At 36.9% G+C, this 24326-nt stretch carries 20 protein-coding genes; 17 read left to right on the top strand and 3 right to left on the bottom strand.

What is annotated here, in order from left to right:
• Positions 1-25: 25 nt before the first annotated feature.
• The 7 genes from WCV66_RS22190 to dgoD all read left to right on the top strand — a co-directional run bounded on the left by WCV66_RS22190 (position 26) and on the right by dgoD (position 8423).
• Complete coding sequence (locus WCV66_RS22190) at positions 26-1342, top strand: extracellular solute-binding protein (RefSeq protein WP_338786871.1); 1317 nt, start codon at positions 26-28, stop codon at positions 1340-1342.
• A gap of 127 nt (positions 1343-1469) precedes the next feature.
• Complete coding sequence (locus tag WCV66_RS22185; RefSeq protein WP_066331435.1) at positions 1470-2348, top strand: carbohydrate ABC transporter permease; 879 nt, start codon at positions 1470-1472, stop codon at positions 2346-2348.
• A gap of 10 nt (positions 2349-2358) precedes the next feature.
• On the top strand, positions 2359-3264 hold the full coding sequence (locus tag WCV66_RS22180) for a carbohydrate ABC transporter permease (protein ID WP_413789605.1): 906 nt from the start codon (positions 2359-2361) through the stop codon (positions 3262-3264).
• A 37-nt stretch (positions 3265-3301) separates the two neighbouring features.
• Positions 3302-5464, top strand: a complete 2163-nt coding sequence (locus WCV66_RS22175; RefSeq protein ID WP_338786869.1) for a glycoside hydrolase family 52 protein — start codon at positions 3302-3304, stop codon at positions 5462-5464.
• A gap of 349 nt (positions 5465-5813) precedes the next feature.
• Complete coding sequence (gene wrbA, locus WCV66_RS22170) at positions 5814-6482, top strand: NAD(P)H:quinone oxidoreductase (RefSeq protein ID WP_066331692.1); 669 nt, start codon at positions 5814-5816, stop codon at positions 6480-6482.
• 144 nt (positions 6483-6626) lie between these two features.
• Positions 6627-7259: a bifunctional 4-hydroxy-2-oxoglutarate aldolase/2-dehydro-3-deoxy-phosphogluconate aldolase gene (locus tag WCV66_RS22165; protein ID WP_338786868.1), complete on the top strand. Its 633-nt coding sequence runs from the start codon at positions 6627-6629 to the stop codon at positions 7257-7259.
• A 15-nt stretch (positions 7260-7274) separates the two neighbouring features.
• Entirely contained in the window at positions 7275-8423 is a 1149-nt protein-coding gene (gene dgoD / locus WCV66_RS22160) for a galactonate dehydratase (RefSeq protein ID WP_066331432.1), read from the top strand.
• 160 nt (positions 8424-8583) lie between these two features.
• Here dgoD and WCV66_RS22155 read toward each other — a convergent pair whose 3' ends face one another.
• Positions 8584-9630, bottom strand: a complete 1047-nt coding sequence (locus WCV66_RS22155; protein ID WP_338786866.1) for a lactonase family protein — start codon at positions 9628-9630, stop codon at positions 8584-8586.
• A 140-nt stretch (positions 9631-9770) separates the two neighbouring features.
• Between WCV66_RS22155 and WCV66_RS22150 the strand changes: the two genes are divergently transcribed.
• Positions 9771-11486: an ABC transporter ATP-binding protein gene (locus WCV66_RS22150; protein WP_338786865.1), complete on the top strand. Its 1716-nt coding sequence runs from the start codon at positions 9771-9773 to the stop codon at positions 11484-11486.
• A gap of 180 nt (positions 11487-11666) precedes the next feature.
• Positions 11667-12284 (top strand): acetate uptake transporter, encoded by a 618-nt coding sequence (locus tag WCV66_RS22145; protein ID WP_066331417.1) that lies wholly within the window; start codon positions 11667-11669, stop codon positions 12282-12284.
• 107 nt (positions 12285-12391) lie between these two features.
• On the opposite strand, the gene WCV66_RS22140 is transcribed toward WCV66_RS22145, so the two are convergent.
• Positions 12392-12718: a winged helix-turn-helix transcriptional regulator gene (locus WCV66_RS22140; protein WP_066331416.1), complete on the bottom strand. Its 327-nt coding sequence runs from the start codon at positions 12716-12718 to the stop codon at positions 12392-12394.
• Positions 12719-12979: 261 nt separating this feature from the next.
• Here WCV66_RS22140 and WCV66_RS22135 point away from each other — a divergent pair, with 261 nt between their 5' ends.
• Positions 12980-14053: an LLM class flavin-dependent oxidoreductase gene (locus WCV66_RS22135; RefSeq protein WP_338786864.1), complete on the top strand. Its 1074-nt coding sequence runs from the start codon at positions 12980-12982 to the stop codon at positions 14051-14053.
• An 87-nt stretch (positions 14054-14140) separates the two neighbouring features.
• Here WCV66_RS22135 and WCV66_RS22130 read toward each other — a convergent pair whose 3' ends face one another.
• Positions 14141-14920: a formate/nitrite transporter family protein gene (locus WCV66_RS22130; protein WP_338786862.1), complete on the bottom strand. Its 780-nt coding sequence runs from the start codon at positions 14918-14920 to the stop codon at positions 14141-14143.
• A gap of 373 nt (positions 14921-15293) precedes the next feature.
• Here WCV66_RS22130 and rocF point away from each other — a divergent pair, with 373 nt between their 5' ends.
• The 7 genes from rocF (at position 15294) to WCV66_RS22095 (ending at position 24302) form a co-directional block, all read left to right on the top strand.
• Positions 15294-16163 carry an arginase gene (gene rocF, locus WCV66_RS22125; RefSeq protein WP_066331689.1) on the top strand — a complete coding sequence of 290 codons (870 nt, stop codon included), beginning with the start codon at positions 15294-15296 and terminating at the stop codon, positions 16161-16163.
• A gap of 79 nt (positions 16164-16242) precedes the next feature.
• Positions 16243-17436, top strand: coding sequence for an ornithine--oxo-acid transaminase (locus tag WCV66_RS22120; protein WP_338786861.1), 1194 nt, complete (start codon positions 16243-16245; stop codon positions 17434-17436).
• A gap of 323 nt (positions 17437-17759) precedes the next feature.
• Positions 17760-19130, top strand: a complete 1371-nt coding sequence (locus tag WCV66_RS22115; RefSeq protein WP_338786860.1) for an aspartate aminotransferase family protein — start codon at positions 17760-17762, stop codon at positions 19128-19130.
• Between the two features lie 5 nt (positions 19131-19135).
• The gene (locus WCV66_RS22110; RefSeq protein ID WP_338786859.1) at positions 19136-20659 is read left to right on the top strand and encodes an aspartate aminotransferase family protein; all 1524 of its coding nucleotides are present in this window, start codon (positions 19136-19138) and stop codon (positions 20657-20659) included.
• Entirely contained in the window at positions 20637-22436 is a 1800-nt protein-coding gene (locus tag WCV66_RS22105; RefSeq protein ID WP_338786857.1) for an IucA/IucC family siderophore biosynthesis protein, read from the top strand. Before WCV66_RS22110 ends, WCV66_RS22105 begins: the two co-directional genes overlap by 23 nt.
• Positions 22426-23019, top strand: coding sequence for a GNAT family N-acetyltransferase (locus tag WCV66_RS22100; RefSeq protein WP_338786856.1), 594 nt, complete (start codon positions 22426-22428; stop codon positions 23017-23019). The genes WCV66_RS22105 and WCV66_RS22100 overlap by 11 nt, the downstream gene beginning before the upstream one ends.
• The gene (locus tag WCV66_RS22095; RefSeq protein ID WP_338786855.1) at positions 23010-24302 is read left to right on the top strand and encodes a lysine N(6)-hydroxylase/L-ornithine N(5)-oxygenase family protein; all 1293 of its coding nucleotides are present in this window, start codon (positions 23010-23012) and stop codon (positions 24300-24302) included. The genes WCV66_RS22100 and WCV66_RS22095 overlap by 10 nt, the downstream gene beginning before the upstream one ends.
• The last annotated feature ends 24 nt before the right edge of the window (positions 24303-24326 follow it).

Here is a 24326-nt window from a genome sequence, read left to right as displayed (position 1 = left end):
ATCAAATCAAAGGGGGATTTTATACATGAGAAAGAAAGCGATTTCAATGTTGTTTGTACTTACAATGATGCTAGGGCTAATATTGTCTGGTTGTTCGAGTTCAAGTGAAACAAGTAATGAAGGTGGATCAGGCTCAGGTGATAAAGTAACTGTAAAGTTAATGCACTTATGGCCAGCTGGGAGTTCTAAGCAGCATAATATGATTGTCAACGATATTGCTGCAGAATATGAGAAGGCTAATCCAGGTGTGAAAATTGAACAAGAAATTTTAAGTAATGAGCAATACAAAGAAAAGTTGAAAATATTATCTGCTTCAAATGAACTGCCTGATGTTGGAATGACTTGGGCTGCTGGTTTCTTAGAACCTTATGTAAAGGGGAATAAATTTGCTCCACTGGATGACATACTAGAAGGTGAGCTTGGGGAATCATTTATTTCAGGTACAACAGAAGCATATGCTTTAGACGGAAAAACATATGGTTTACCACTAGAGTTGAATATTGCACCAGTCTACTATAATAAGAAGATTTTTGAAAAATACAATCTAGAAGTTCCAGAGACATATGAAGAATTCAAAAATATTGTGAAAACACTAGCTGATAATGGAGTAACACCAATTACGTTAGGAAATAAAGATCGTTGGACAGGTTCATTGTGGTATATGTATTTAGCAGATCGCCTTGGTGGTCCTGAAACGCTAACAAATGCGATTAACCGTACAGGTACGTTTGAAGATCCAGCGTTAATTCAAGCTGCTGAAGAGATTCAAAGTTTAGTAGGTATGAATGCTTTTGTAAAGGGTTTCAATGGCTTATCGAATGATGAAGCGAAAGGACCGTTTATGAATGAGCAAGCTGCGATGTATTTAATGGGATCATGGGAATTGCCAAACTATACAACTAACGAAGATGTCCCTCAAGAATTCAGAGACTCAATCGGTTTCTTTAAATTTCCAACTGTTGAAGGTGGAAAAGGTGATATCAACAGCTTTGTTGGCGGGCCTGGTGTTGGTTTATTCGTATCAGAGAAATCTGAAGTAAAAGAAGAAGCAAAAAAATTCGTTGAATTCTTTGTACAAAAATGGGGAGAGAGATCTGTAACTGATGCTGGTGTGATTCCTGCTACTAAGGTTGATACTTCAAAGGTTGATTTACCACAAATGTATATTGATGTATTAGATGAACTGAACAACGCTAGCAATATTACGTTGTATGCAGATGTACAAATGAGTGCATCAGTTGCACAGGAGCATTTAAATATGATCCAAGCATTGTTTGGCGAACAAGCAACACCAGAGGAATTTGCGAAGAAGCATGAGGAAGCTCTTGCTAGTGAAGAGTAACATACAAGACGTTCATGTAAGGTTGTAATGTGGAAAAGGACATATCGATCATTTCAGGATATGTCCTTTTCTGTATCAAAAAGGTCATTATCGACCTTTAGTTTTTCATAGGAAAGGGGAGATCATAATGGATAAAGTAATGTCCAATAAATTAGTGATTACATTATATGTTTTGCCTGCACTTCTATTAATCTTAGTTTTAATCTATGTACCGATTATTTTAACTGGCTACTATGGACTAATGAAGTGGGATGGAATTGGAGAGATGTCATTTATCGGGTTAGAAAATTATACAAAGCTGTTAAAAGATGCTGAGTTTTGGAAAAGTGCCTTTCATTCGTTTTTACTAGCCATTTTTTCCGCGATTAGTTTAATCGGTTATCTTATAATTTCATTAATTCTAGCAGGCAAAATAAAGGGGGCAAACTTTTTAAGGAAGATTTATTTAGTTCCGATGCTGTTATCTTCGGTAGCGATTGCACAGCTTTGGCTAAAAGTCTACCATCCAACGAACGGATTAGTTAATAGTTTGCTAATTTCCTTTGGGATAGACAATCCACCAGCATGGTTAGCAGAACCAAACCTAGTTTTATCTGCACTATTCGTTCCAATTATTTGGCAATATGCTGGCTTTTATATTTTAATCTATTATGCCGCTTTAAAGAACATCCCTGAATCATTAATTGAAGCTGCGAAAATTGACGGGGCTAATGCGTTTCAAATTGCGTACAAAATTAAAGTTCCATTAATTGCAGGTGTTATTAAAGTAACGATTGTCTTAGCAATTGTTGGTTCATTAAAATATTTTGATTTAATTTACGTTATGACAGGCGGAGGACCAAATGGTTCTAGTGAGGTTATGGCATCTTATATGTATCAAAAAGCGTTTGGAACATATGACTTTGGTTACGGAAGTGCAGTAGGCTTCTTCCTATTATTGATTTGCCTAGTTGTGACATGGTTGATTCGTAAATTAACAGCAACTGATGAAGAAATTCAGTATTAAGAAAGGAGTAATGAAGATGAGCGTGGTACAACAACAAAAACAACCAAACGTATCTACTCCATTAATAACTCAAAGACCTGCTAATGGAATTGTAAATCGCCTTGGGTATGGACTGCTATATTTAACATTAGGCATCATTGCAATCTTTCAAGTTTATCCACTGGTTTGGTTGTTCTTTTTCTCATTAAAGGATAATCAAGAAGTTTTTAACAATTCACCGTTTGCATTACCAACAAGTCCGAAGTGGGAAAATTATACGAAGGTTTGGACAGAAGGAAATATTAGTCTTTACTTTTTTAACAGTGTTTGGATCACAACTATATCAGTTTTATTAACTGTGCTTTTGGCAAGCTTTGTAACGTTTGCCATCACAAGAATGAAGTGGAAATTTAGTAAACTAGTCCTTGGCTTATTTATGGTAGGGCTGATGATTCCTGTTCACTCAACACTGATTCCACTATTTAGCTTCTTTTTAAAGGTTAATTTAATTGATCACCCATTATCTGTAGTTTTATCGTATACAGCATTCAACCTTCCAATTACGATCATGATTTTAATGGGGTTTTATTATACGCTACCTCGTGAGGTAGAAGAAGCAGCAATCATAGATGGATGTTCGATACACCGGATTTTCTTTCAAATCACACTACCAATGACAGCACCAGTTTTATCAACTACTGTCATCATCAATATGATTTATAATTGGAATGAATTTGTATTTATTAACACATTTATTAGTTCTGATAAGTATAAAACATTAACAGTTGGAATTCAGAACTTTATTGGGCAGTACATGACCGAGTGGGGTGCAATTGGTGCAACACTTATGATTAGTATTATCCCAATATTAATTGCCTTTTTCTTCTTTAGTAATCGAATTGTAGAAGGAATTGCGGCAGGCTCTGTCAAAGGATAATAAGTAACATACTAATATGGTAGAAGGAAGGGATTCGATGGTTAAAAATCAATACTTTAATGCACATCACTCTCCAATTGGAGCTTTTTCTAGCTTTACACTTGGGTTTCCAGGAAGTGGAGGTGGATTGGATCTAGAACTTGGTCGATCTCCACGGAAAAATGTGTTTATCGGAGTAGAGTCATTAGATCAAGCTGGAATGTATCATGCTTTGCCATTTTTTGATTCTGGTGAGGACGAAAGTAAGCGCTATGATATTGAAAATCCTGATCCTGAACAAGATAAACCAAAAATGATTTACCCTTTTGCAAAAGATGAGGTTGTTCGAGATTTTAAACTAGGAACTGACACATGGAATGCAGGGGATTTAACCTTTAAAATTTATTCTCAAGCACAATCAGTACCAGATCCAGCTTCAGCATCTAATGACGAGCTAAAGCTTACACTTGTCCCTGCTGTCATCGCTGAGGTAACAGTTGATAATACGAAAGGAAGCAAAAGCAGACGGGCATTTTTCGGCTATGAAGGAAATGATTCGTACAGTTCAATGCGTCGTTTAGATGATACGTGTGAAGGAGTTACTGGTGTTGGTCAAGGACGCATTACAGCCATCGCTTCAGCTAATCCTGATGTAAAATCAGCCATGCACTTTAGTATGGAAAATATTCTAACAACGCCGTTCGAAGAGAACTGGACATTTGGTTTAGGACCAATTGCAGCAATGATTATGGACGTTCCAGCGGGAACTAGACGTACATATCAGTTTGCAATTTGTTTCCATCGTTCTGGATATGTTACAGCTGGATTAGATGCTTCTTACTACTATACTCGCTATTTTAAGAATATTGAAGAAGTAGCAGTCTTTTCATTAGAAAACGCTGTGAAAATCGTGGAACGTGCAGAAAAAGCGAATGAATTGGTTGACAATGCGAATCACTTATCAGATGACCAACGATTTATGATGGCCCACTCCATCCGGAGTTATTATGGCTGTACACAGCTACTTGACATTGATGGAGAACCATTCTGGATTGTCAATGAAGGCGAATATCGAATGATGAATACGTTTGATCTAACTGTTGATCAGCTATTCTTTGAAATGAAAATGAATCCATGGACAGTGAAAAATGAATTAGATATGTTCGTGGGGCGCTTCAGCTATGAGGATCAAGTTCGCTTTCCAAACGACGAAACCGTGTACCCTGGAGGGATCAGCTTTACACATGATATGGGTGTAGCCAATACCATATCTCGACCACATTATTCATCCTATGAGTTGTACGGATTAGATGGCTGTTTCTCACATATGACACATGAACAGCTTGTGAACTGGGTTTTATGTGCGGCTGTTTATGTGGAACAAACGAATGATATAAAATGGCTTCAGGATAATATCGATATTTTCATTAGGTGTTTTGAAAGCATGCTTAATCGTGATCATCCAAATCCAGAGGAACGCAATGGAATTATGGCATTAGATTCAACTCGTGTTATGGGAGGAGCTGAAATCACAACTTATGATAGTTTGGATGTTTCGTTAGGCCAGGCAAGAAATAATATTTACATGGCTGGAAAGTGCTGGGCCTCTTATGTTGCGTTAGAAAAATTATTCGCAGGAAATGGTCTAGAAGTACTTGCGAGGCAATCAGGTGTACAAGCAGAAAAATGTGCCGAAAGCATTGTCAGCTTCGTAACAGAGGTTGGGTATATCCCAGCAGTTGTAGGCGAAAATAATGATTCGAAAATTATTCCAGCAATCGAAGGCTTAATTTTCCCGTATTACACAAATTGTGAAGAAGCCCTTGATCCTAATGGCCGTTTCGGTCCTTACATTCAAGCATTGAAAAGGCACCTAGAAACAGTTCTTGTCGATGGTGTCTGCTTATTTGAGGATGGTGGTTGGAAAATCTCATCCACAAGCAACAACTCTTGGCTAAGTAAAATCTATCTAAGTCAATTTATAGCTCGTAAGCTACTAGGCTGGACATGGGATGAAAAGGGTGCGAAAGCAGATGCTGCTCATGTTGAATGGTTAACGCATCCTACACTTTCTGTTTGGAGCTGGAGTGATCAAATTATTTCCGGAGAAATTGCCGGCAGCAAGTACTACCCAAGGGGAGTAACGAGTATATTATGGCTTGAAGAAAAAGAAACATCTCTCGCTGATATTGAAAAGGAGCAAGTTAGTAGTTTATCGTAAGTGGATTTGTTGAAGATGGAAGGGTAAATCTCAGAAATGGGGTTTATCCTTTTTTATATTGGGTTGCTTGCTGATGTAGATTAAGCAGGTTCAATCCTAAGCGGAAGGAGGTTAAAAGTAGAATTTGTTAAGTCTTGTGATGCTTTTGGTAGCTTGTTTTTATTTCACACGATTTCCATAGTCTATTCATAAGAAAAGAGATAGCGTGTTTAAAAAAAACAAAATAAGAGAAATAATATAAGGGTAAAAGTAAGCTAACATTTTCTTTACCAGATGCAAAAATCACAATCCCCTATATGGAATGAAAAGTGAAACTTCTATTGGGGAAAATCAAAAAATGGTGATAATAATGGGATTTTTGGACAAATTATTCAAGGGAAATTCAAGTGATAAGGAGTCAAATCAAATGACAAATGTAAAATTAGCGGTGATTTACTACAGTGCAAGTGGGACAAATTATCAATTAGCACAGTGGGCAGAAGCGGGAGCGAAAGAAATTGGTGCTGAGGTAAAAGTCTTAAAGGTACCAGAAACAGCTCCACAAGCAGCTATTGATTCAAATCCAGCATGGAAAGCACATGTTGAAGCTACGAGTAATGTTCCTGAAGTAACCTTAGATGATTTAGAATGGGCTGACGCAATCATTTTCAGTGTGCCAACTAGATTTGGTAATATGCCTTCACAAATGAAAGCATTCCTAGATACTACAGGTGGCCTATGGTTTAACGGTAAACTTGTGAATAAAGCAGTTAGTGCCATGTCTTCAGCACAAAATCCACATGGTGGTCAAGAGGCTACGATTTTATCCTTGTATACTACAATGTATCATTGGGGAGCAATTGTAGCAGCTCCAGGTTATACTGATCCAGTTATTTTTGGCTCTGGTGGAAACCCATACGGAACAAGTGTAACAGTTGATCAAAATGGAAAAATGATTGAAGATGTCGAAGGAACAGTTAAACATCAGGCAAAACGGACTGTTACAGTTGCAGAATGGATTAAAAAAGCGAATCAATAATCACTTTTTAAAGAGCAGACTCGGATAAATAACCGGTTAGCTCTTTTTTTTTGCCTTTCTTAAAGCTTTGTGGTTTATTGAATATAGGATTAAACGATATAATAAAGCTGTGTAAGAGTAAAAAGAAAAGTGAGGTGGATTGAAATGAATGCGCTTTCTGAAATACTAGAAAATAAAATCATTGCTATCATTCGAGGAGCTAATCCTAATGATGTAATAAAAATCTCTCATGCCCTAAAAGATGGTGGCATAAAATTGATTGAAATTACGATGAATTCTCCAAATGCCTTATCAGTCATTAAGCAGGTATCAAGTGAACTTGGTGACAAAGTGTTAATTGGGGCAGGGACGGTACTAGACGCTGAAACCGCCAGAAGTGCGGTCTTAGCAGGAGCAACGTTTATTTTATCACCTACTGTTGATATTGAAACAATTAAACTAACAAAAAGATATGGTGCAGTTAGTATTCCTGGTGCTTTTACGCCAACTGAAATTCTATCAGCCTATCAGAATGGAGCAGATATTATTAAAGTCTTTCCGGCAACTTTAGGACCTAATTATATAAAGGATATTTTAGGTCCGCTCCCACACATTCCACTTTTACCAACAGGTGGTATAGATCTAAAAAATCTCAATGACTTTATAGAAGCAGGTGCAGTTGGCTGTGGAATCGGTAGTGCATTAGTGAATACAAAACATGAAATAACAGATGAATATTTACAACAACTAACGAAAAAAGCGAGCCAATTTGTATCAGCTATAAATTCTGATTACTAATTAGGAGAGGTTAAAATGAAAATTACAGGATATGAATTATTTCAAGTGCCACCTCGGTGGTTATTTTTAAAGATCGTAACAGATGAAGGAATTGTTGGGTGGGGAGAACCGGTTATAGAAGGAAGAGCGGAAACGGTGGGCACTGCTGTAAAAGAGCTTATGGAAAATTTAATAGGAAAAGATCCTCATAGAATCGAAGATCATTGGAGCATGATGTATCGATCAGGTTTTTATCGTGGCGGTCCAATTTTAATGAGTGCAATAGCGGGAATTGATCAAGCTCTATGGGATATAAAAGGGAAGTATTTTAATGCACCAATCTATGAATTATTAGGTGGTGCATGCAGAGATTCCATTCGTGTTTATTCATGGATTGGTGGCGATCGTCCAATTGATGTAGGCTTGGCTGCACAATCGGCAGTTGAAGCAGGATTTACTGCTGTTAAAATGAATGGAACAGAAGAACTCCAAATAATCGATTCTTACGAGAAAATTGATCAGGCTGTTGAACGGATTGCCGCTGTTCGAGAAGCGGTCGGTCCATATATTGGAATTGGAATTGATTTTCATGGCCGTGTACATAAACCAATGGCGAAAGTATTAGCAAAAGAGTTAGAAGCATTTCGACCGATGTTTATAGAAGAACCGGTTCTTTCTGACAATAATGAAGCACTAAGAGAAATAGCTAAAGCCACAAGTATCCCAATTGCAACAGGTGAAAGAATGTTTTCTAGATGGGAATATAAGAATCTATTAAAAGATGGCTATGTTGATATTATTCAACCAGATCTATCCCACGCAGGTGGAATTACTGAATGCAAAAAAATCATATCAATGGCAGAGGCATTTGATGTTGCAGCAGCTCCTCATTGTCCTTTAGGACCAATTGCATTAGCTGCATGCTTACAAGTTGATGCAACCTGTCATAATGCATTTATACAGGAACAAAGTCTGGGTATTCATTACAATCAGGGAAATGATCTATTAGACTATATTGTTGAGAAAAAAGTGTTTGAATACAAAGATGGCTATGTCAAGATTCCTACAGGACCTGGATTAGGCATTGAAATTGATGAGGATCATGTAAGGAAGCTTGCAAACGTGGGACATAATTGGAGAAATCCAATTTGGAGACATAAAGATGGAAGTATTGCCGAGTGGTGAGTGGTAATTAGAAGACATGGTCTGTCTAACTGTACTTTAACGAATAAATAGTTGTTAAGTTTTCAAATGGTTTGAGGAGTGGCATAGTTTGCTCGAAACCTAATTTGTTTCATAAGAAAGGATGAGTATATTAAAGCTCATCCTTTGTTATATAAACAGTTTAAACGTTTAGGAATTTGACACAAACAGGATCAGGAACCGAAACATCAGATTGTATCAATGTCAGTTTCCCTGTTTCACTATCTCTAGAGAACAACACAAGATTGCTGCTTTCCTGATTTGAAGCAACAATGAAGTTTTCCGATGGATCTAATACAAAGTCACGAGGCCAGTTGCCTTCAGTAGAGGTATATTCAACAAATGCGAGCTCGCCATTATCTTGATTAACACTGAATACAGCAATGCTGTTATGTCCGCGATTTCCTGCATAGACGAAACGACCATCTGAGGAAATATGAATGGCACTTCCTTGACTATTTTCAGTGAAGTCTGCAGGAATTGTAGGTATGTATTGTAATTCCGTGAATATGCCAGTTTCAGCATTATAACTTAGAGTGATAACTTCATTACTAAGCTCTGTCATAACATATGCAAACTTTCCATTGGGATGGAAGGTAATATGTCTTGGACCACTACCAGCCTTTACCAATAAACTGTGAGCTTCTTCTAGTTTTCCACTTTCATTTTTATATGTAATGACTTTATCAATCCCTAAATCAACAGCAATTACATATTTCTCGTCTGGTGTAAATCCTGAGAAATGAGTATGTGGTTTTTCTTGTCTTTCATGTGGACCTTTTCCTGTGTGTTCCATATTTGAAACAGCAGGATTTACTGTGCCATCTTCATCTACTAAGTAAGACTCGATCGTTCCCTTGTGATAGTTTGCAGTTACAACTTGGCGATTTTCACTGTCAACACTCACATGGCATGGTGATGCACCATCGATGACTTGACTATTTACCTTGGAAAGCTCACCAGTTTGGGTATTAATTGTGTAAGAAGCGACACCACCCTCATTATCTTCTTTTAAAACTGCATAGAGAGTTTTGTTGTCGTTGCTTACCGTTACGTATGTAGGGTTGTCCAATTCAGCAACTGCTTTTACATCACCTAGCTTAGAAGCTTCTGTGTCTAATGTAAAACTGTAAACCCCTTTACTCTCACCTTTTGTGTATGTACCGATATATCCAATTAATTTTGTCAAAATATTTTTACTCCTTTCCAGATTTGATACCATACATTATATCGTTTGTTTGCTGGAATCTACAACATTTTGATATATCTATTTCTAATTAATGCTAATATAATATGTTTATATGATGTGAAAAAAAGGAGAAGAAGTAGATGCTAAGGCGTTTTTATTCGTATTACATACCTCATAAAAAGCTTTTTATTATTGATTTTAGTAGTGCTATTATCGTAGCCCTTTTAGAATTAGCATTTCCACTTGCTGTACAATGGTTTATTGATTCCTTGCTACCAAGTGAAGACTGGGGAGCAATTGTTTCAGTAAGTATAGGGTTATTACTACTGTATATTATTAGTACTTTTTTACAATTCATCGTGAATTATTGGGGACATAAGCTTGGCATTAACATTGAAACCGATATGAGAAGACAGTTGTTTCAGCATGTGCAAAAGCAATCATTTAAGTTTTTTGATAATACAAAAACCGGTAATATCATGAGCCGTGTTACAAATGACCTTATGGATATTGGTGAGCTTGCACATCACGGACCTGAGGATTTATTTATTTCAATTATGACATTTTTAGGTGCATTTTGGATCATGTTCACCATTAATGCAAAGCTTGCATTAGTGGCGTTAGTAATATTACCATTCCTTGGCTGGCTTATCGTTGTAAGTAATATGAAAATGAATCGTGCATGGAAGAATATGTATACTAAAATAGCAGATGTGAACTCTCGGGTAGAGGATAGTGTGTCAGGGGTTCGTGTAGTGCAATCATTTACAAACGAACATTTTGAAAATAACCGTTTTCAGGCAAATAACCAAAAGTTTCGTAAAGCAAAGCTTGCTGGATATAAGGTTATGTCCTTTAGCCTGTCTGGTATATATATGATGACGCGATTTGTCACTTTGGCTGTACTGGTAGTTGGGGCGTGGTTAAGCTATACGGGTCAGCTTTCATATGGAGAACTAGTTGGATTTGTTTTATATATAAACGTATTATTTAAACCGATTGATAAAATTAGTGCATTAATGGAGCTTTACCCGAAAGGAATGGCTGGATTCAAACGTTTTACTGAGTTGATGGATATGGACCCAGATGTTGTAGATGTTAAGGATGCTGTAGAAGTTTCCTCACTACTGGGTGACATTAAGTTTGAGGGCGTGTCATTTGGTTATGATGAGCATAAACGAGTGTTAGAAGGGATCGATTTAACGATTTCTTCAGGAGAAACGATTGCTTTTGTTGGACCATCAGGTGCCGGAAAAACAACAATTTGTTCACTTATTCCACGCTTTTACGATGTAGAGGGTGGTTCTATCAAAATTGACGGGATCGATATTCGTAACATGACGAAGCATTCCCTACGCTCACAAATTGGGATTGTTCAACAAGATGTTTTTCTATTTACAGGAACTCTTAGAGAAAATATTGCCTATGGAAAATTACATGCAACACAAGAAGAAATAGAAGTAGCCGCGAAACGAGCTCATTTAGAGAGCTTTATTGAATCACTTCCATTTGGCTATGACACACAAATTGGTGAAAGAGGACTAAAACTTTCAGGAGGTCAAAAGCAACGAATTGCTATTGCGAGAATGTTTTTGAAAAATCCACCAATTTTAATATTAGATGAGGCAACCTCAGCCCTTGATACAGAGACTGAATTAATTATTCAAAAAGCATTAACTGAGCTTTCAAAAAATCGTACAACGCTCGTCATTGCGCATCGATTAGCAACGATTCGCAACGCTGATCGCATTGTTGTCGTTACAGAGAACGGGATTGCTGAAGAAGGAAATCATGATGAATTAATTGAACAAGATGGGATTTTTGCCAATTTACATCGGGTGCAGTATCAGAGGTAGGTAACTCAATTAACAATTAACAATTAACAATTAACAAAAGCAGCAGTGGGTATTATCCCACTGCTGTTATTTTAAGGTGATCAGAAGGTCGTCCACCTGAGCAAATAAACTCAAGAAATAGTTTGACACCATTCTTATTCTTATGTATCTTATTTAAGTATGTTTTTTTAGGAGGAAAGAATGGATATTCAGAATACACAACAAGTAAAAGTAACAACAGCAGATCCATCAGCATTAGGTCTATTTGGTTTAGCAATGGTAACTTTTGTGGCATCTTCGCAAAAGTTAGGGTTAACAGAAGGTCTTTCATTTATCTTACCTTGGGCGTTCTTTTTAGGTGGAATTGCACAATTGTTTGCTTGTGTTCAAGATGCTAAGCATAACAATATTTTTGGAACAACAGCATTTGGGGCTTTTGGGTTATTTTGGTTTGGAGTTGGAATGTCTTGGTTAATTCAGTTAGGTTTTTTTGGTGAAAAACTAGCTGCAGATGCAGACCCGAAGCAACTTGGTGTTGCGTTTATTGGGTATTTAATTTTTAGTATTTATATGACAATCGGTGCGATGGAAACACATAAAGTACTATTTTTTATTTTTGTCTTTATTGATTTTTTATTTATTGGTTTATCATTAAGCACATTTGGAATTATGCACGAAGAGACACATATGCTAGCAGCTGTCTCTGAGTTTATTATTGCTTTACTTTCGTTTTATGGTTCTGCTGCAGTTGTATTAAATACACACTTTGGCCAGGTAGTTTTGCCAGTGGGAAAGCCATTTGGTATTTATAAAAAATAATAATAAGAGAAGAGTCGTTTGATGAGGTGAGATATTTTTTATCAAAGGGAATTTCACTTAGGCATTCGAAAAAGCCCCGTTTCTGAACGATCAGAAATGGGGCTTTTTTATTCGTTACCATCTTCCAAATTTACCCAGGTTTGAGACCATTTTTCAATATCTCTTAAAAGTGGTTCTAAGGATAATCCTTTTTCAGTTAAAGAATATTCAATTCTAACTGGAGTTTCAGGGTAAACTTCTCTACTCACAATTCCTTGATTCTCCAAGTCCTTTAATCGATCTGAAAGAACTCTTCCTGTAATTCCAATAGAAGTTTCGATGGTAGAGAAACGCTGTGGGCCATTAAGTAGTTGGTAAATAACAAGCCCTGTCCATCTTTGGCTTAAAATACCCATTGCTTTTTCAAACCTAGGACAGATTAGAGATTTATTCATATTTCATCACTCCTCTATAAGATATTATACCAAATTATAAAAAATTATGTAGTTATGTATCGTAAATTAGTTACTTGACATAAGTCGTTTACTAAAATATAATCACTTACATAAAGTAACTGATTTGTTAATATAGTAAAGTATATAGGTAAAGGAATTTACAAAAGGTATTTTAGGAATATTGATGACCAAGTAAGTGGTCCGGTAAAAATATCCTTTTAGTAAATCAAGCACCAACAAGTAATTTGGAGGAAAAATCCTATGATAGACAACACAGACATAAAGAAATCAAGATTCGAGATAGGGATTTACACACTTGGCGATATAGGTTCTGATCCGCATACAGGAAAAGTCATTTCTGCACAACAACGATTACAAGAAATAATAGCAGCAGCAAAGCTGGCTGATGAAGCGGGAATAGATGTGTTTGGAGTTGGTGAGCATCATCGTTTAGACTATGCTGTATCTGCAACACCTGTTGTCTTAGCTGCAATAGCCCAAGTCACAAAACAAATTAAGCTTACAAGTGCAACTACTGTTTTAAGTACAGTGGATCCGGTAAGATTGTTTGAAGACTTTGCTACATTGGATTTGCTGTCAAACGGACGTTCAGAAATAATCGCTGGTCGTGGAGCGTTTCTAGAATCCTTTCCACTTTTCGGGTATAACCTTGATGACTATGACGACCTTTTTCTAGAAAATATTGAACTATTTCAAAAGCTCAACCAAAACGATAAGATCTCTTGGACAGGTCATTATCGTTCAACACTACAAAATGCAGATATTGCCCCTCGTCCTTCTCAAGAAACACTTCCAATATGGATTGGGGTTGGTGGTACACCTGAAAGTGCAGAAAGAGCTGGCCGTTTAGGGACAGGAATGGCACTTGCAATTTTAGGAGGGAATCCCTCTCGATTTAAACCACTTGTTGACATCTATCGAAAAGCAGGTATTGAGGCAGGTCATAACTTGAATGAACTTAAAATTGCTGTCACAGGTCATGGTTATATCGCTAAAACAACTCAACAAGCAAAAGATGAGTTCTACCCTTATTATTCAAATTATAAACAATATGTTAGCAGTCAGCTAGGTGGCAGTACGACAAAGATGTCTCGCGCTGATTTTGAAGGAATGTCAAGCTCAGAAACAGCATTATTCGTAGGAAGTCCACAACAAATTATTGAAAAGATTCTCCATCAATACGAATTGTTTGGTCATCATCGCTTTATTGCACAGATTGATATTGGCGCAATACCATTTCATAAAGTTGCAGAAGGGATCGAACTTTTAGCAACAGAGATAGCTCCTGTTGTACGTAGGGAAACGAGTAAGTAATGCTTATTTTTAACATTTCTCCTTAAAAAATGATGATGACTAAGTAGGGACTGCCCGAGCTGAGTCATCATCGTTTATAGATAGTATTCATTCATTGATAAATGGCTTATTCACATAGTAATACATCCATCCCATTAAAATACCACCACCTATTAAGTTTCCTAATGTAACGGGAATGAGATTATGAATCACTCCTGCAATTGTAAAACTATCTGGAGGATTTGAAACAAATGCAATGGCGAAGGTACACATATTTGCAATACTGTGCTCGTAACCAGAAATAAAAAAGCAAAATACAAACAGCATCATTGTAAACAATTTTGGCCCATCACCTTGAAGCCTCATCGGAATAAAAAAAGCAAGACAAACGAGCCAATTACAAAGAATTCCTCTGAAAAATAATTCTGATGTTGAAAGATGAACCTTTTTATCAGCCACACTTAATAAAAAGCTAGTTGATGAATCATCAGCAAACAAACCGGTGGAAAGTATAAATAGAGCAAAGAAGCAAGCTCCTAAAATATTCCCAGCATAACTTGTCAACCAAAGCTTTAACACTTCAAACCAACTAATCTTTTTCCGAAATGCTGTATAGGAAAAATAGAAGGTGTTTCCTGTAAATAGATCTCCTCCACCATATGCGATTAAAATAATCGCTGCACCAAATGTCAACGCTGCTATTGGATAAGCGAACGGGGAATGCTCGATAAAAAAGAAATTACCTGCTTTAAATGCGACGATCACACCAAAACCGATAAACATGCTGGCAAGCATAGATCGTAAAATGAAAATAAATGGACTCTGACGATATATTTTTTGTTTCTTTAATGCTAATTCCTCAACAAGAATTAAAGCTTCATTTTCCAACGTTTCTCACACTCCATGATGTGTTTTATATCTATTATTTTATTTAGAATGTGATAAATTAACCGTGATGAATGTCACTAAATAAGGAGGCTTGAAAAAAATTTTCTATGTAAAAGATGAAAGATGAACTTTTTTGTTCGAATGAAATTATATTTAAAAATTAAAAATCTATCTAATTAAGTATTAATTAAGTATTTATATTTGTTTTTTATATATAAATATAATGGTAATATATTTATAATTGTATACTTGTGTATATTTATACATGGTTGTGTAGAGTTGAATCATCTCCCTATCCTAAGATACAATTGGGGCAACTAGCAAAGGGGGAGTATCTCAGGTGAAAAAACATATTTCAATAATTGGAGTTCCAATGGATTTAGGACAATCAAGACGTGGGGTTGATATGGGACCTAGTGCGATTCGATATGCTGGTGTTGTTGAGCGCTTAGAAAAGCTAGATTACGAGATTCATGATAAAGGTGATATAGAGATTGGTAGACCTGGTAAAGAGGAAGAAGTTTCTGAAGGGAATTTAAAATATTTGAAAGCGGTATCCAAGGCTAGTGAAGAACTTGCCTCTGCGGTTAATAAAGTTATAGAGTCTAATTCATTTCCACTTATTTTTGGAGGCGATCATAGTATTGCGATAGGAACACTTGCTGGAGTATCGAAGCATTACAAAAACCTCGGTGTGATTTGGTATGATGCCCATGGGGATTTAAATACTAGTGAAACATCACCTTCAGGCAATATTCATGGGATGCCACTAGCTGTAAGTATAGGTGTAGGACATTCTGCATTAACTAATATTGCGGATTACACTCCAAAGGTAAAACCAGAAAACATCGTCATAATTGGAGCTCGTTCATTAGACGAGGGAGAAAAAGAGTTGATTCGAGAAAAAGGAATCAAGGTGTATACGATGCATGAAATTGATCGACTTGGTATGACGAAGGTGATGGAGGAATCTGTTGCTTATTTAAAGGATAAAACAGATGGCGTTCATTTATCCCTTGATTTAGATGGGCTTGATCCAGGTGATGCTCCTGGTGTTGGAACTCCTGTATTAGGTGGGATTAGTTATCGAGAAAGCCATTTAGCAATGGAAATCCTTGAGGAGTCAAAACTTATTACTTCCGCTGAATTTGTAGAGGTTAATCCAATTTTGGATGAAAGAAATAAAACAGCAACTGTTGCAGTAGCGTTAATGGGATCACTTTTTGGGGAAAAGTTATTATAGTAAATTGTTAGAGGTTTGTGAATAAGATTAGATAGCCTATTTGATTATGTATATATAACAATAATTAGGAGGTTAATAGATGATTAATGAATCAGCAAAAGTGATTAACCTAACTGAAAAATACGGTGCAAAAAATTATCATCCACTCCCAATTGTGATCTCAAAAGCAGAAGGGATTTGGGTGGAGGATCCAGAAGGAAATAAATATATGGATATGCTAAGTGCTTATTCAGCGGTCAATCAAGGACATCGTCATCCGAAAATTATTCAAGCGCTCAAAAATCAAGCAGATCGAGTAACCCTAACATCACGTGCTTTTCATAATGATCAGTTAGGACCATGGTACGAAAAAATTGCTCGAATTACGAAGAAAGACATGGCATTACCGATGAATACAGGTGCAGAGGCAGTTGAAACGGCAATCAAAGCGGTTAGACGTTGGGGCTACCAAGTAAAAGGAATTCCTGATAATCAAGCGGAAATTATTGCCTGTGTTGGCAACTTTCATGGTCGGACAATGACAGCGGTCTCACTTTCATCTGATGAAGAGTATCGCAAAGGATTCGGTCCTATGCTGCCAGGAATAAAATTAATTCCATATGGTAATATTGAAGCATTAAAATCAGCGATTACACCACACACTGCTGGATTTCTTATTGAACCGATTCAAGGTGAAGCAGGTATATTGATACCGCCTGAAGGGTTCTTGAAAGAAGCGTTTGATTTATGTAAAGCAAATCAAGTTCTTTTCGTTGCTGATGAAATCCAAGCAGGACTTGGTCGGGCGGGAAAAATGTTTGCCTGTGACTGGGAGAATGTCATTCCTGATATGTATATTTTAGGAAAAGCACTTGGTGGCGGTGTGTTCCCGCTTTCATGTGTAGTAGCAAATAGTGATATTCTAGGCGTTTTTAATCCAGGATCACATGGTTCAACTTTTGGCGGAAATCCACTAGCATGCGCCGTATCAATTGCTTCACTTGAAGTAATTGAAGAGGAAAACCTTGTAGAACGTTCACTAAAACTGGGAGAATATTTTGTTGAACGCTTAAAACACATCAAAAATCCAATCATTAAAGATATTAGAGGACGAGGCTTATTTATTGGTGTTGAGCTTACCGAAGCTGCAAGACCTTATTGCGAAAGACTGAAAGAAAACGGATTATTGTGTAAGGAAACACATGACACTGTCATTCGATTTGCCCCACCTCTCGTTATTACGGAAACAGAATTGGACTGGGCAATAGAAAGGATTAAACGCGTTTTATCGTAATTTCTAAACGTGATGAAGGGGAAAAAACGACTCTTTAAAACAATGAAAAAATTCAGTTGAGAGGCCATGCACAATGTGTGTGGCCTTTTTTCATTTATAGGGAAATCGTTTTAACAATTCATAAGACCCATTCCTTAGATCATTTGAACCAATCATTTTAAAACAACGGTTCTTTTTCTTAGGCACTTGTAATTAATTTCACAGAATGTAATTGACTTTGATAATCATTATCAACTATGATGACATTATGAAATTAATTGAAAATCATTATCAATTAAAAATTCAGATGTGATTTTTCAAATGATCATAAAGGAGTGAACAATATGGAAGCAATTATACCGACTCAATCAAAGAATCAAACGTTATTGGCTTTGCAAGAGAGGAGAGAATCTAATGCGAGGTCGTATCCAAGAAGATTGCCTTTAGCCATTGAACGCGCAGAAGGTGTTTATGTTACAGATATGGATGGTAAAAGCTATATTGATTGCCTTGCTGGTGCAGGAACACTGGCTTTAGGGCATAACCATCCCGTTGTTCGTGAAGCAATTGAAGATGTTCTCCATTCATACTTACCGTTGCACACTCTTGATTTAACAACACCAGTGAAGGAGGCCTTTGTGGATGAACTATTCGACTCATTGCCACAAGCTTTTGCCAAAAAAGCAAAAATCCAATTTTGCGGCCCGACCGGTGGTGATGCGATCGAGGCAGCTTTAAAACTAGTAAAAACAGCAACGGGTAATCGGGCTATTTTATCCTTTCAAGGTGGCTATCATGGGTCAACTCATGGGACTTTGAGTATTAGCGGAACAATAGGTCCGAAAAAGAAAATCCATGCACTTGTTCCAGATACACACTTTCTTCCATACCCCTATGAATATCGTTGTCCATTCGGAATTGGAAAGGAAGGACATCAAATAAGTAGTACATATATTGAGAATTTACTAGATGATCCTGAAAGCGGAATTGTATCTCCGGCAGCGATCATAGTTGAAGTTGTTCAAGGTGAAGGTGGATCAATACCTGCTCCAGTTGAGTGGTTAAAAGAGCTTCGCCGGATCACAAAAGAAAGAAAGATTCCGTTAATCATTGATGAAGTGCAAACAGGAATTGGTCGTACAGGCAAAATGTTTGCCTTTGAGCATGCGGGAATTGAACCAGATGTTCTTGTCTTATCAAAAGCTGTTGGAGGCAGTCTTCCACTTTCAGTTATGCTTTATGACCGAAGTCTTGATCATTGGGAACCAGGTGCACATATTGGAACCTTTAGAGGAAATCAAATGGCTATGGCTACTGGTCGTGCAACATTACGTTATGTGAAAGAAAATAAACTACCTAATCATGTAGAAAAAATCGGTTCATACTTAAAGAAACAATTACATTCCTTGCAAAGGGAGATGTCCTCAATAGGTGATATAAGAGGTCGAGGACTAATGCTAGGGATTGAAATAATCAATCCGACTAAACATTCAAATCAACTTGGAAGCTTTCCGGCATATCCGGAGCTTGCGAGCTTGATTCAGCAAGAATGCTTTAAGCGGGGCGTAATTTTAGAGGTTGGTGGTCGATTTAGTACAGTTATTCGCTTACTACCTCCACTCATTATAACGAAAGAGCAAATCGATGATGTCCTGCAACGTTTCAATGAAGCGATTAAAAGCGCAGAAACTCAACTAGGATTGCGATTAAGGTGAAAAGTATGAATGCTAATTTTAACCAATGGTTTTTGCAACCAAATGATCAAAGTGAAAAAACGTTCTTTGAACTAATGAATACAACCTTAACGTTAATTGCAGAGGAAACGAAAAGAACAAACAAACCGTTTTCTGGTGAAACTCGCAAAAACATCAAATCCATCGTGAAAAAGATAACCAACTTCACGTGTATTGGCCAAGAGCTGGATGTTGTTATGAAAGAAATTCAAGAGGTGATCGTAAGAAACTCGTTACAGATTTCTCACCCTTCAGCAATGGCACATCTTCATTGTCCGCCATTGCTGCCATCGGTTGCAGCAGAGATACTAATCAGTGCAAGTAATCAATCGATGGATTCATGGGATCAAAGTCCAGCCGCTACTTATGTTGAGGAAGAGGTCATTAAGTATTTCACAAAAAATATTGGCTATTCATCCGAAGCAGATGGAGTTTTTACAAGCGGTGGGACACAATCCAATTACATGGGGCTTTTGCTTGCACGAAATAAAGCTTGCCAAACATTATTCTCTGTTCAAGTACAAGAAGATGGTCTTCCTGCTGAGGCAAATAAATTGCGAATACTATGCTCAGAACATGCGCATTTTACTGTTCAGCAATCAGTGGCACAACTTGGGCTTGGCATCAATTCTGTTATAAAAGTGAAAACAAATGAATCTCAACAAATGTGTCTCAAGGATGCAAAGTACAAGGTGAATGAACTTCTCAAGCAAGGACTACTTCCCTTTATGATTGTCGCTACAGCTGGAACAACTGACTTTGGGAGTATAGACGATTTAACTGAACTTGCAAACCTAGCAAACGAATATCATTTATGGCTGCATGTAGATGCTGCATATGGAGGAGCCTTATTATTTTCCCATAACTATAGCCATCTGCTTAAAAATATTTGCTTAGCTGATTCGATCACAATTGATTTTCATAAGCTTTATTACCAATCGATTAGCTGTGGAGCATTTTTTGTGAAACGTAAGCAATCTTTTCAACATATTGCTTACCATGCTGATTACTTAAACCCTGAAGAAGATCAGAAGGACGGAATTATCAACCTTGTTGAAAAAAGTGTCCAAACGACAAAACGATTTGATGCACTAAAGCTGTTAATGACCTTTAAATTAGTGGGTACAAATGTTTTTGGAGAAATGGTTGACTATACTATTCAGCTTGCAAAAAAAACAGCACAGCTATTAAACCGTGATACACATTTTGAAGTACTAAACGAACCAACCCTTAACGCTGTCTTGTTCCGTTACCTTCCTTTAAACCAGGTGGAGGATGACAGCTTTGCAGATGAATTAAACCTTGAACTCCAGCGTTATTTTTATCAAAGCGGTGACCTTATTATGGCTAAAACAAAGCAAAATGGGAAAGTGTATTTGAAATTTACGATGCTAAATCCACTAAATTCGATCAGTAACATGGAAGATCATATTATAAAAATCAAACAGATTGGTGAAAAAATAGCGAGTGAGAAAGGAGAGAATAGCTATGAATATTCCGTTCATTTCTAATCATCTTACCATGCAAAATCTACTTAATTGTTACATAAAGGAAACGAGGCAAGGTGTGCTGAAGGACGCTAACGAAATAGACTTTAAATTAGATAATGAGAATTGCAAGGAAGTATATGTCATTACTTTAAAGAGTCAGTCTGTGACATTGTTCGCTCCAGTTCGTTACATATCGATAACAGAGCGGCATATATTTTCATCTTCAATGTACTATCAAGTGAAAAACGAGGAAGTTAAGGCGCTAGATTATTTGACATTAATTACGTATTTGCAAAAGGAGTTAGTCGAAACATTAAATAAATCTGTTCATGCCGAAGAACTTATCCTTAGAACAATCTTAAGCTATCAAACAATTAAAGGAATTCTTTTACACCGTAGTAATGATCTTGATGAATGCTATCAAACGAATAAAACATTTTTGCAATCTGAGCAGTCTTTGTTAATTGGTCATCAAGTTCATCCAACTCCAAAAAGTCGACAAGGAATAGATGAGGATGAAGAGCATATTTTTGCCCCTGAGAGAAAAGGATCATTTCAGCTTCATTATTTTTATGCAAATAATGACATTGTTGAGGAAGATTCGATTCTATCCCAAAGTGCTGCAGCCCTTATAAAAGAAGAAGTTAATAAGGACTCTTCAGTTTCTAAAGATTTTAAAGATACGTATTGTCAAGATGATAGCTATTCCTTGATCCCTGTTCATCCATTACAGGCAAGAAAGCTGCTTGGCAAGGAAAACGTATGCCAGCTTATTCAATCTGGAAAGCTTTCATATCTTGGTCCACAGGGACGAAAATTTTCCCCAACCTCTTCTGTTAGAACGGTCTATAGTCAGGATACAAGGTTTATGTATAAATTCTCGATTCCAGTGAAAATCACCAATTCATTACGGATAAATAAACGGAAAGAGCTTGATCGGGGTGTGGAGGTGAGCCGATTATTAGAATGTGTACAAAATGACAAGCTAAACGTCCATCAGGGCTTTAAAATCATTCAAGACCCTGCCTATATCACATTAAAACTAGATGGAGAAGAATCTGGGTTTGAAGTAGTGATCCGAGAAAATCCGTTCCAACAAGGAGAAGCAGAACGGACAACATTACTAGCAGGTTTGTGTCAGGATCACATAGCAGGCGGTACGTCCCATCTAGCAAACATCATTCATAATCTGGCAAAAATCGAGAAGCTCTCGATTAGACAAGTAAGTGAGGAGTGGTTTCGCCGTTACCTAAAGGTAAGTCTACAACCACTTTACTGGATGTATGCAACATACGGGATCGCGCTCGAAGCACACCAACAAAACTCAATTATTAAATTAGATGAGAAGGGATACCCTCAAACATTTTATTACCGTGATAATCAAGGCTATTATTTTATGGAATCAAAAGCAGAGATTCTAAAACAGATTATCCCAAATTTAAATGAAAAAAGTGACACCATTTGTGCTGATACAGTGGCAGAAGAACGCTTTCGTTATTATTTCTTTTTCAACCATTTATTTGGATTAATAAATTCATTTGGTGTTAACCATCTTATCGATGAGCAGCGATTACTGTTCGTCCTTAAAGATGAATTGAGGCGATTACAGGAACAATATGGTGATTCAACAAATTTATTAAACTCTTTATTAACTGAAGAAACACTCCCTTGTAAGGCCAACCTGCTCACAAGGGTACATGATATGGATGAACTTGTCGGCTCTCTTGAAACACAATCAGTTTACACTCATGTTAGCAATCCTTTGTACAAACTAGTAGGTGAATTACATGGTGTCTAAACTTTTCATAAAGCAGACGTTTCCTTTTCAAATATACGATTCAAATATAAATAAAACGATTTCGTTCCGTGAGGTTGATTTTGACCGCGATGTCAAATTACTTCATTCATGGATGAATGAAAATCATGTTGTCCCATATTGGAAATTAGATCTTTCATTAACTGATTATAGCATTCATTTACGGAATTTTCTGAAATGTGAGCATCAAACACTTTTGATTGGTGAAATAGATGGAGTACCGATTAGTTATTGGGAGTCATATTGGGTAAAAGGCGATATTATTGAAAACTATTATGAATTCAATGAATATGATCAAGGTGTTCACTTGCTTATTGGGGATAAAGACTACCTTGGTAAAGGGTTGATTTATCCGTTACTAATGACGATCTTGTCTCAAAAATTTCAAGTTTCACTAACTGAAAAAGTGATTGCAGAACCAGATGTTCGGAATGAAAAAATGATCCATGTGTTTAAAAAGTGTGGTTTTACACCTATTAAAGAGGTGGAACTCCCTGATAAAACAGGGCTTCTCATGTTTTGTGAACGGAGCACATTTGAAAGGAGGTGGACTGATTGGCAGTAAAACAAATTTTAGATGTCATTGGTGTAGGCATTGGTCCGTTTAATTTAGGATTAGCAGCACTGCTAGAAAAAACGGAGTGTAGCTCTTTATTCTTTGATAAAAAGCCACAATTTGATTGGCACCCTGGAATGCTACTCGAAGGAACGACACTACAAGTCCCGTTTTTGGCTGATGCCGTAACAATGGTTGATCCTACAAGTCGGTTTAGCTACTTAAATTATTTGCATATGCAAAAGCGATTGTATCATTTTTACTTTCTTGAAAAGTTTCAAATTCCACGAAATGAATACAATCACTATTGTAGGTGGATAGCCGAACAGCTTCCACAGCTTCAATTTGGTTTTGAAGTAGAGAATATTGAACGAACGGAACAAGGGTATTACTGTGTAACGGTTTTTTCTGTAGAGACTGGAGAGCGTAAAATTTATGAAACAAAGCATATTGTGCTTGGGATTGGAACAAGGCCATTTCTCCCGGAGAAATTTAATTGTGAAAGTGAACGAATCTTTCATTCATCACAATACAAAAATAAACGAGACGATGCTTTACAAGCTAAATCAGTTACGATCATAGGTTCTGGTCAAAGTGCTGCAGAAATATTCTATGATCTTTTATCAAGGCAGCCAGATCATTCCTATCAATTGTCTTGGTTTACTAGGTCAAAAGGCTTTTATCCGATGGAATATTCAAAGCTAGGATTAGAGCATTTCTCACCAGACTATACGAGGTATTTTTATCAGTTACCAAATGAAAAGAAAAGGACCGCCCTAAAAAATCAGGCCTTACTTTATAAAGGAATTAGCTTTACAACGATTGCCGATATTTATGACTTATTATATGAGCGGTCGGTAGGAAACTGTAAACCAAATGTACATCTCCAAGCATTAACCGAGCTTGTTTCCATAGAAGAATGGAATGATCAATTACGCTTGTCACTCTATCAGCACGAGCAAGAATCAAGTAAGCAGGTAGACAGTGATGTTGTGATTCTTGCTACAGGCTATCATCCGTTTATTCCTGATTGTTTAAAAGGAATTGAAGGCTTAATTGAGTGGGATGAGAATGGGCAGTTAATGATCCAAGAAGATTATAAAGTGAAAACAAAAACGGATAGTGAACACCATCTATTTGTCCAAAATGGTGAACTACATACACATGGGGTTGGTGCCCCTGATTTAGGTCTTGGCGCATTTAGAAGTGCAACAATTATCAACCAGCTAGCAGGAAAAGAAGTGTACAAAATATATGACCAAAATAATGTGTTCCAACAATTTGGAATGTAAGCAAATTACAATTAAAGGGAGTTG

It is taken from the genome of Metabacillus rhizosphaerae (genome assembly GCF_037201795.1).
GTDB classification, from domain to species: domain Bacteria; phylum Bacillota; class Bacilli; order Bacillales; family Bacillaceae; genus Metabacillus; species Metabacillus rhizosphaerae.
This window is presented reverse-complemented; position numbering and strand designations above follow the sequence as displayed.

Bases quoted from the DNA above. Each gene is read 5' to 3' on its own strand.
- WCV66_RS22135 (WP_338786864.1), top strand. From the start codon at position 12,980: ATGATAGACAACACAGACATAAAGAAATCAAGATTCGAGATAGGGATT.
- WCV66_RS22190 (WP_338786871.1), top strand. From the start codon at position 26: ATGAGAAAGAAAGCGATTTCAATGTTGTTTGTACTTACAATGATGCTA.
- WCV66_RS22105 (WP_338786857.1), top strand. From the start codon at position 20,637: ATGAATATTCCGTTCATTTCTAATCATCTTACCATGCAAAATCTACTT.
- WCV66_RS22110 (WP_338786859.1), top strand. From the start codon at position 19,136: ATGAATGCTAATTTTAACCAATGGTTTTTGCAACCAAATGATCAAAGT.
- WCV66_RS22175 (WP_338786869.1), top strand. From the start codon at position 3,302: ATGGTTAAAAATCAATACTTTAATGCACATCACTCTCCAATTGGAGCT.
- WCV66_RS22115 (WP_338786860.1), top strand. From the start codon at position 17,760: ATGGAAGCAATTATACCGACTCAATCAAAGAATCAAACGTTATTGGCT.
- WCV66_RS22145 (WP_066331417.1), top strand. From the start codon at position 11,667: ATGGATATTCAGAATACACAACAAGTAAAAGTAACAACAGCAGATCCA.
- WCV66_RS22185 (WP_066331435.1), top strand. From the start codon at position 1,470: ATGGATAAAGTAATGTCCAATAAATTAGTGATTACATTATATGTTTTG.
- WCV66_RS22150 (WP_338786865.1), top strand. From the start codon at position 9,771: ATGCTAAGGCGTTTTTATTCGTATTACATACCTCATAAAAAGCTTTTT.
- WCV66_RS22180 (WP_413789605.1), top strand. From the start codon at position 2,359: ATGAAGATGAGCGTGGTACAACAACAAAAACAACCAAACGTATCTACT.
- rocF (WP_066331689.1), top strand. From the start codon at position 15,294: ATGGATTTAGGACAATCAAGACGTGGGGTTGATATGGGACCTAGTGCG.
- dgoD (WP_066331432.1), top strand. From the start codon at position 7,275: ATGAAAATTACAGGATATGAATTATTTCAAGTGCCACCTCGGTGGTTA.
- WCV66_RS22165 (WP_338786868.1), top strand. From the start codon at position 6,627: ATGAATGCGCTTTCTGAAATACTAGAAAATAAAATCATTGCTATCATT.
- wrbA (WP_066331692.1), top strand. From the start codon at position 5,814: ATGGGATTTTTGGACAAATTATTCAAGGGAAATTCAAGTGATAAGGAG.
- WCV66_RS22140 (WP_066331416.1), bottom strand. From the start codon at position 12,718: ATGAATAAATCTCTAATCTGTCCTAGGTTTGAAAAAGCAATGGGTATT.
- WCV66_RS22120 (WP_338786861.1), top strand. From the start codon at position 16,243: ATGATTAATGAATCAGCAAAAGTGATTAACCTAACTGAAAAATACGGT.
- WCV66_RS22100 (WP_338786856.1), top strand. From the start codon at position 22,426: ATGGTGTCTAAACTTTTCATAAAGCAGACGTTTCCTTTTCAAATATAC.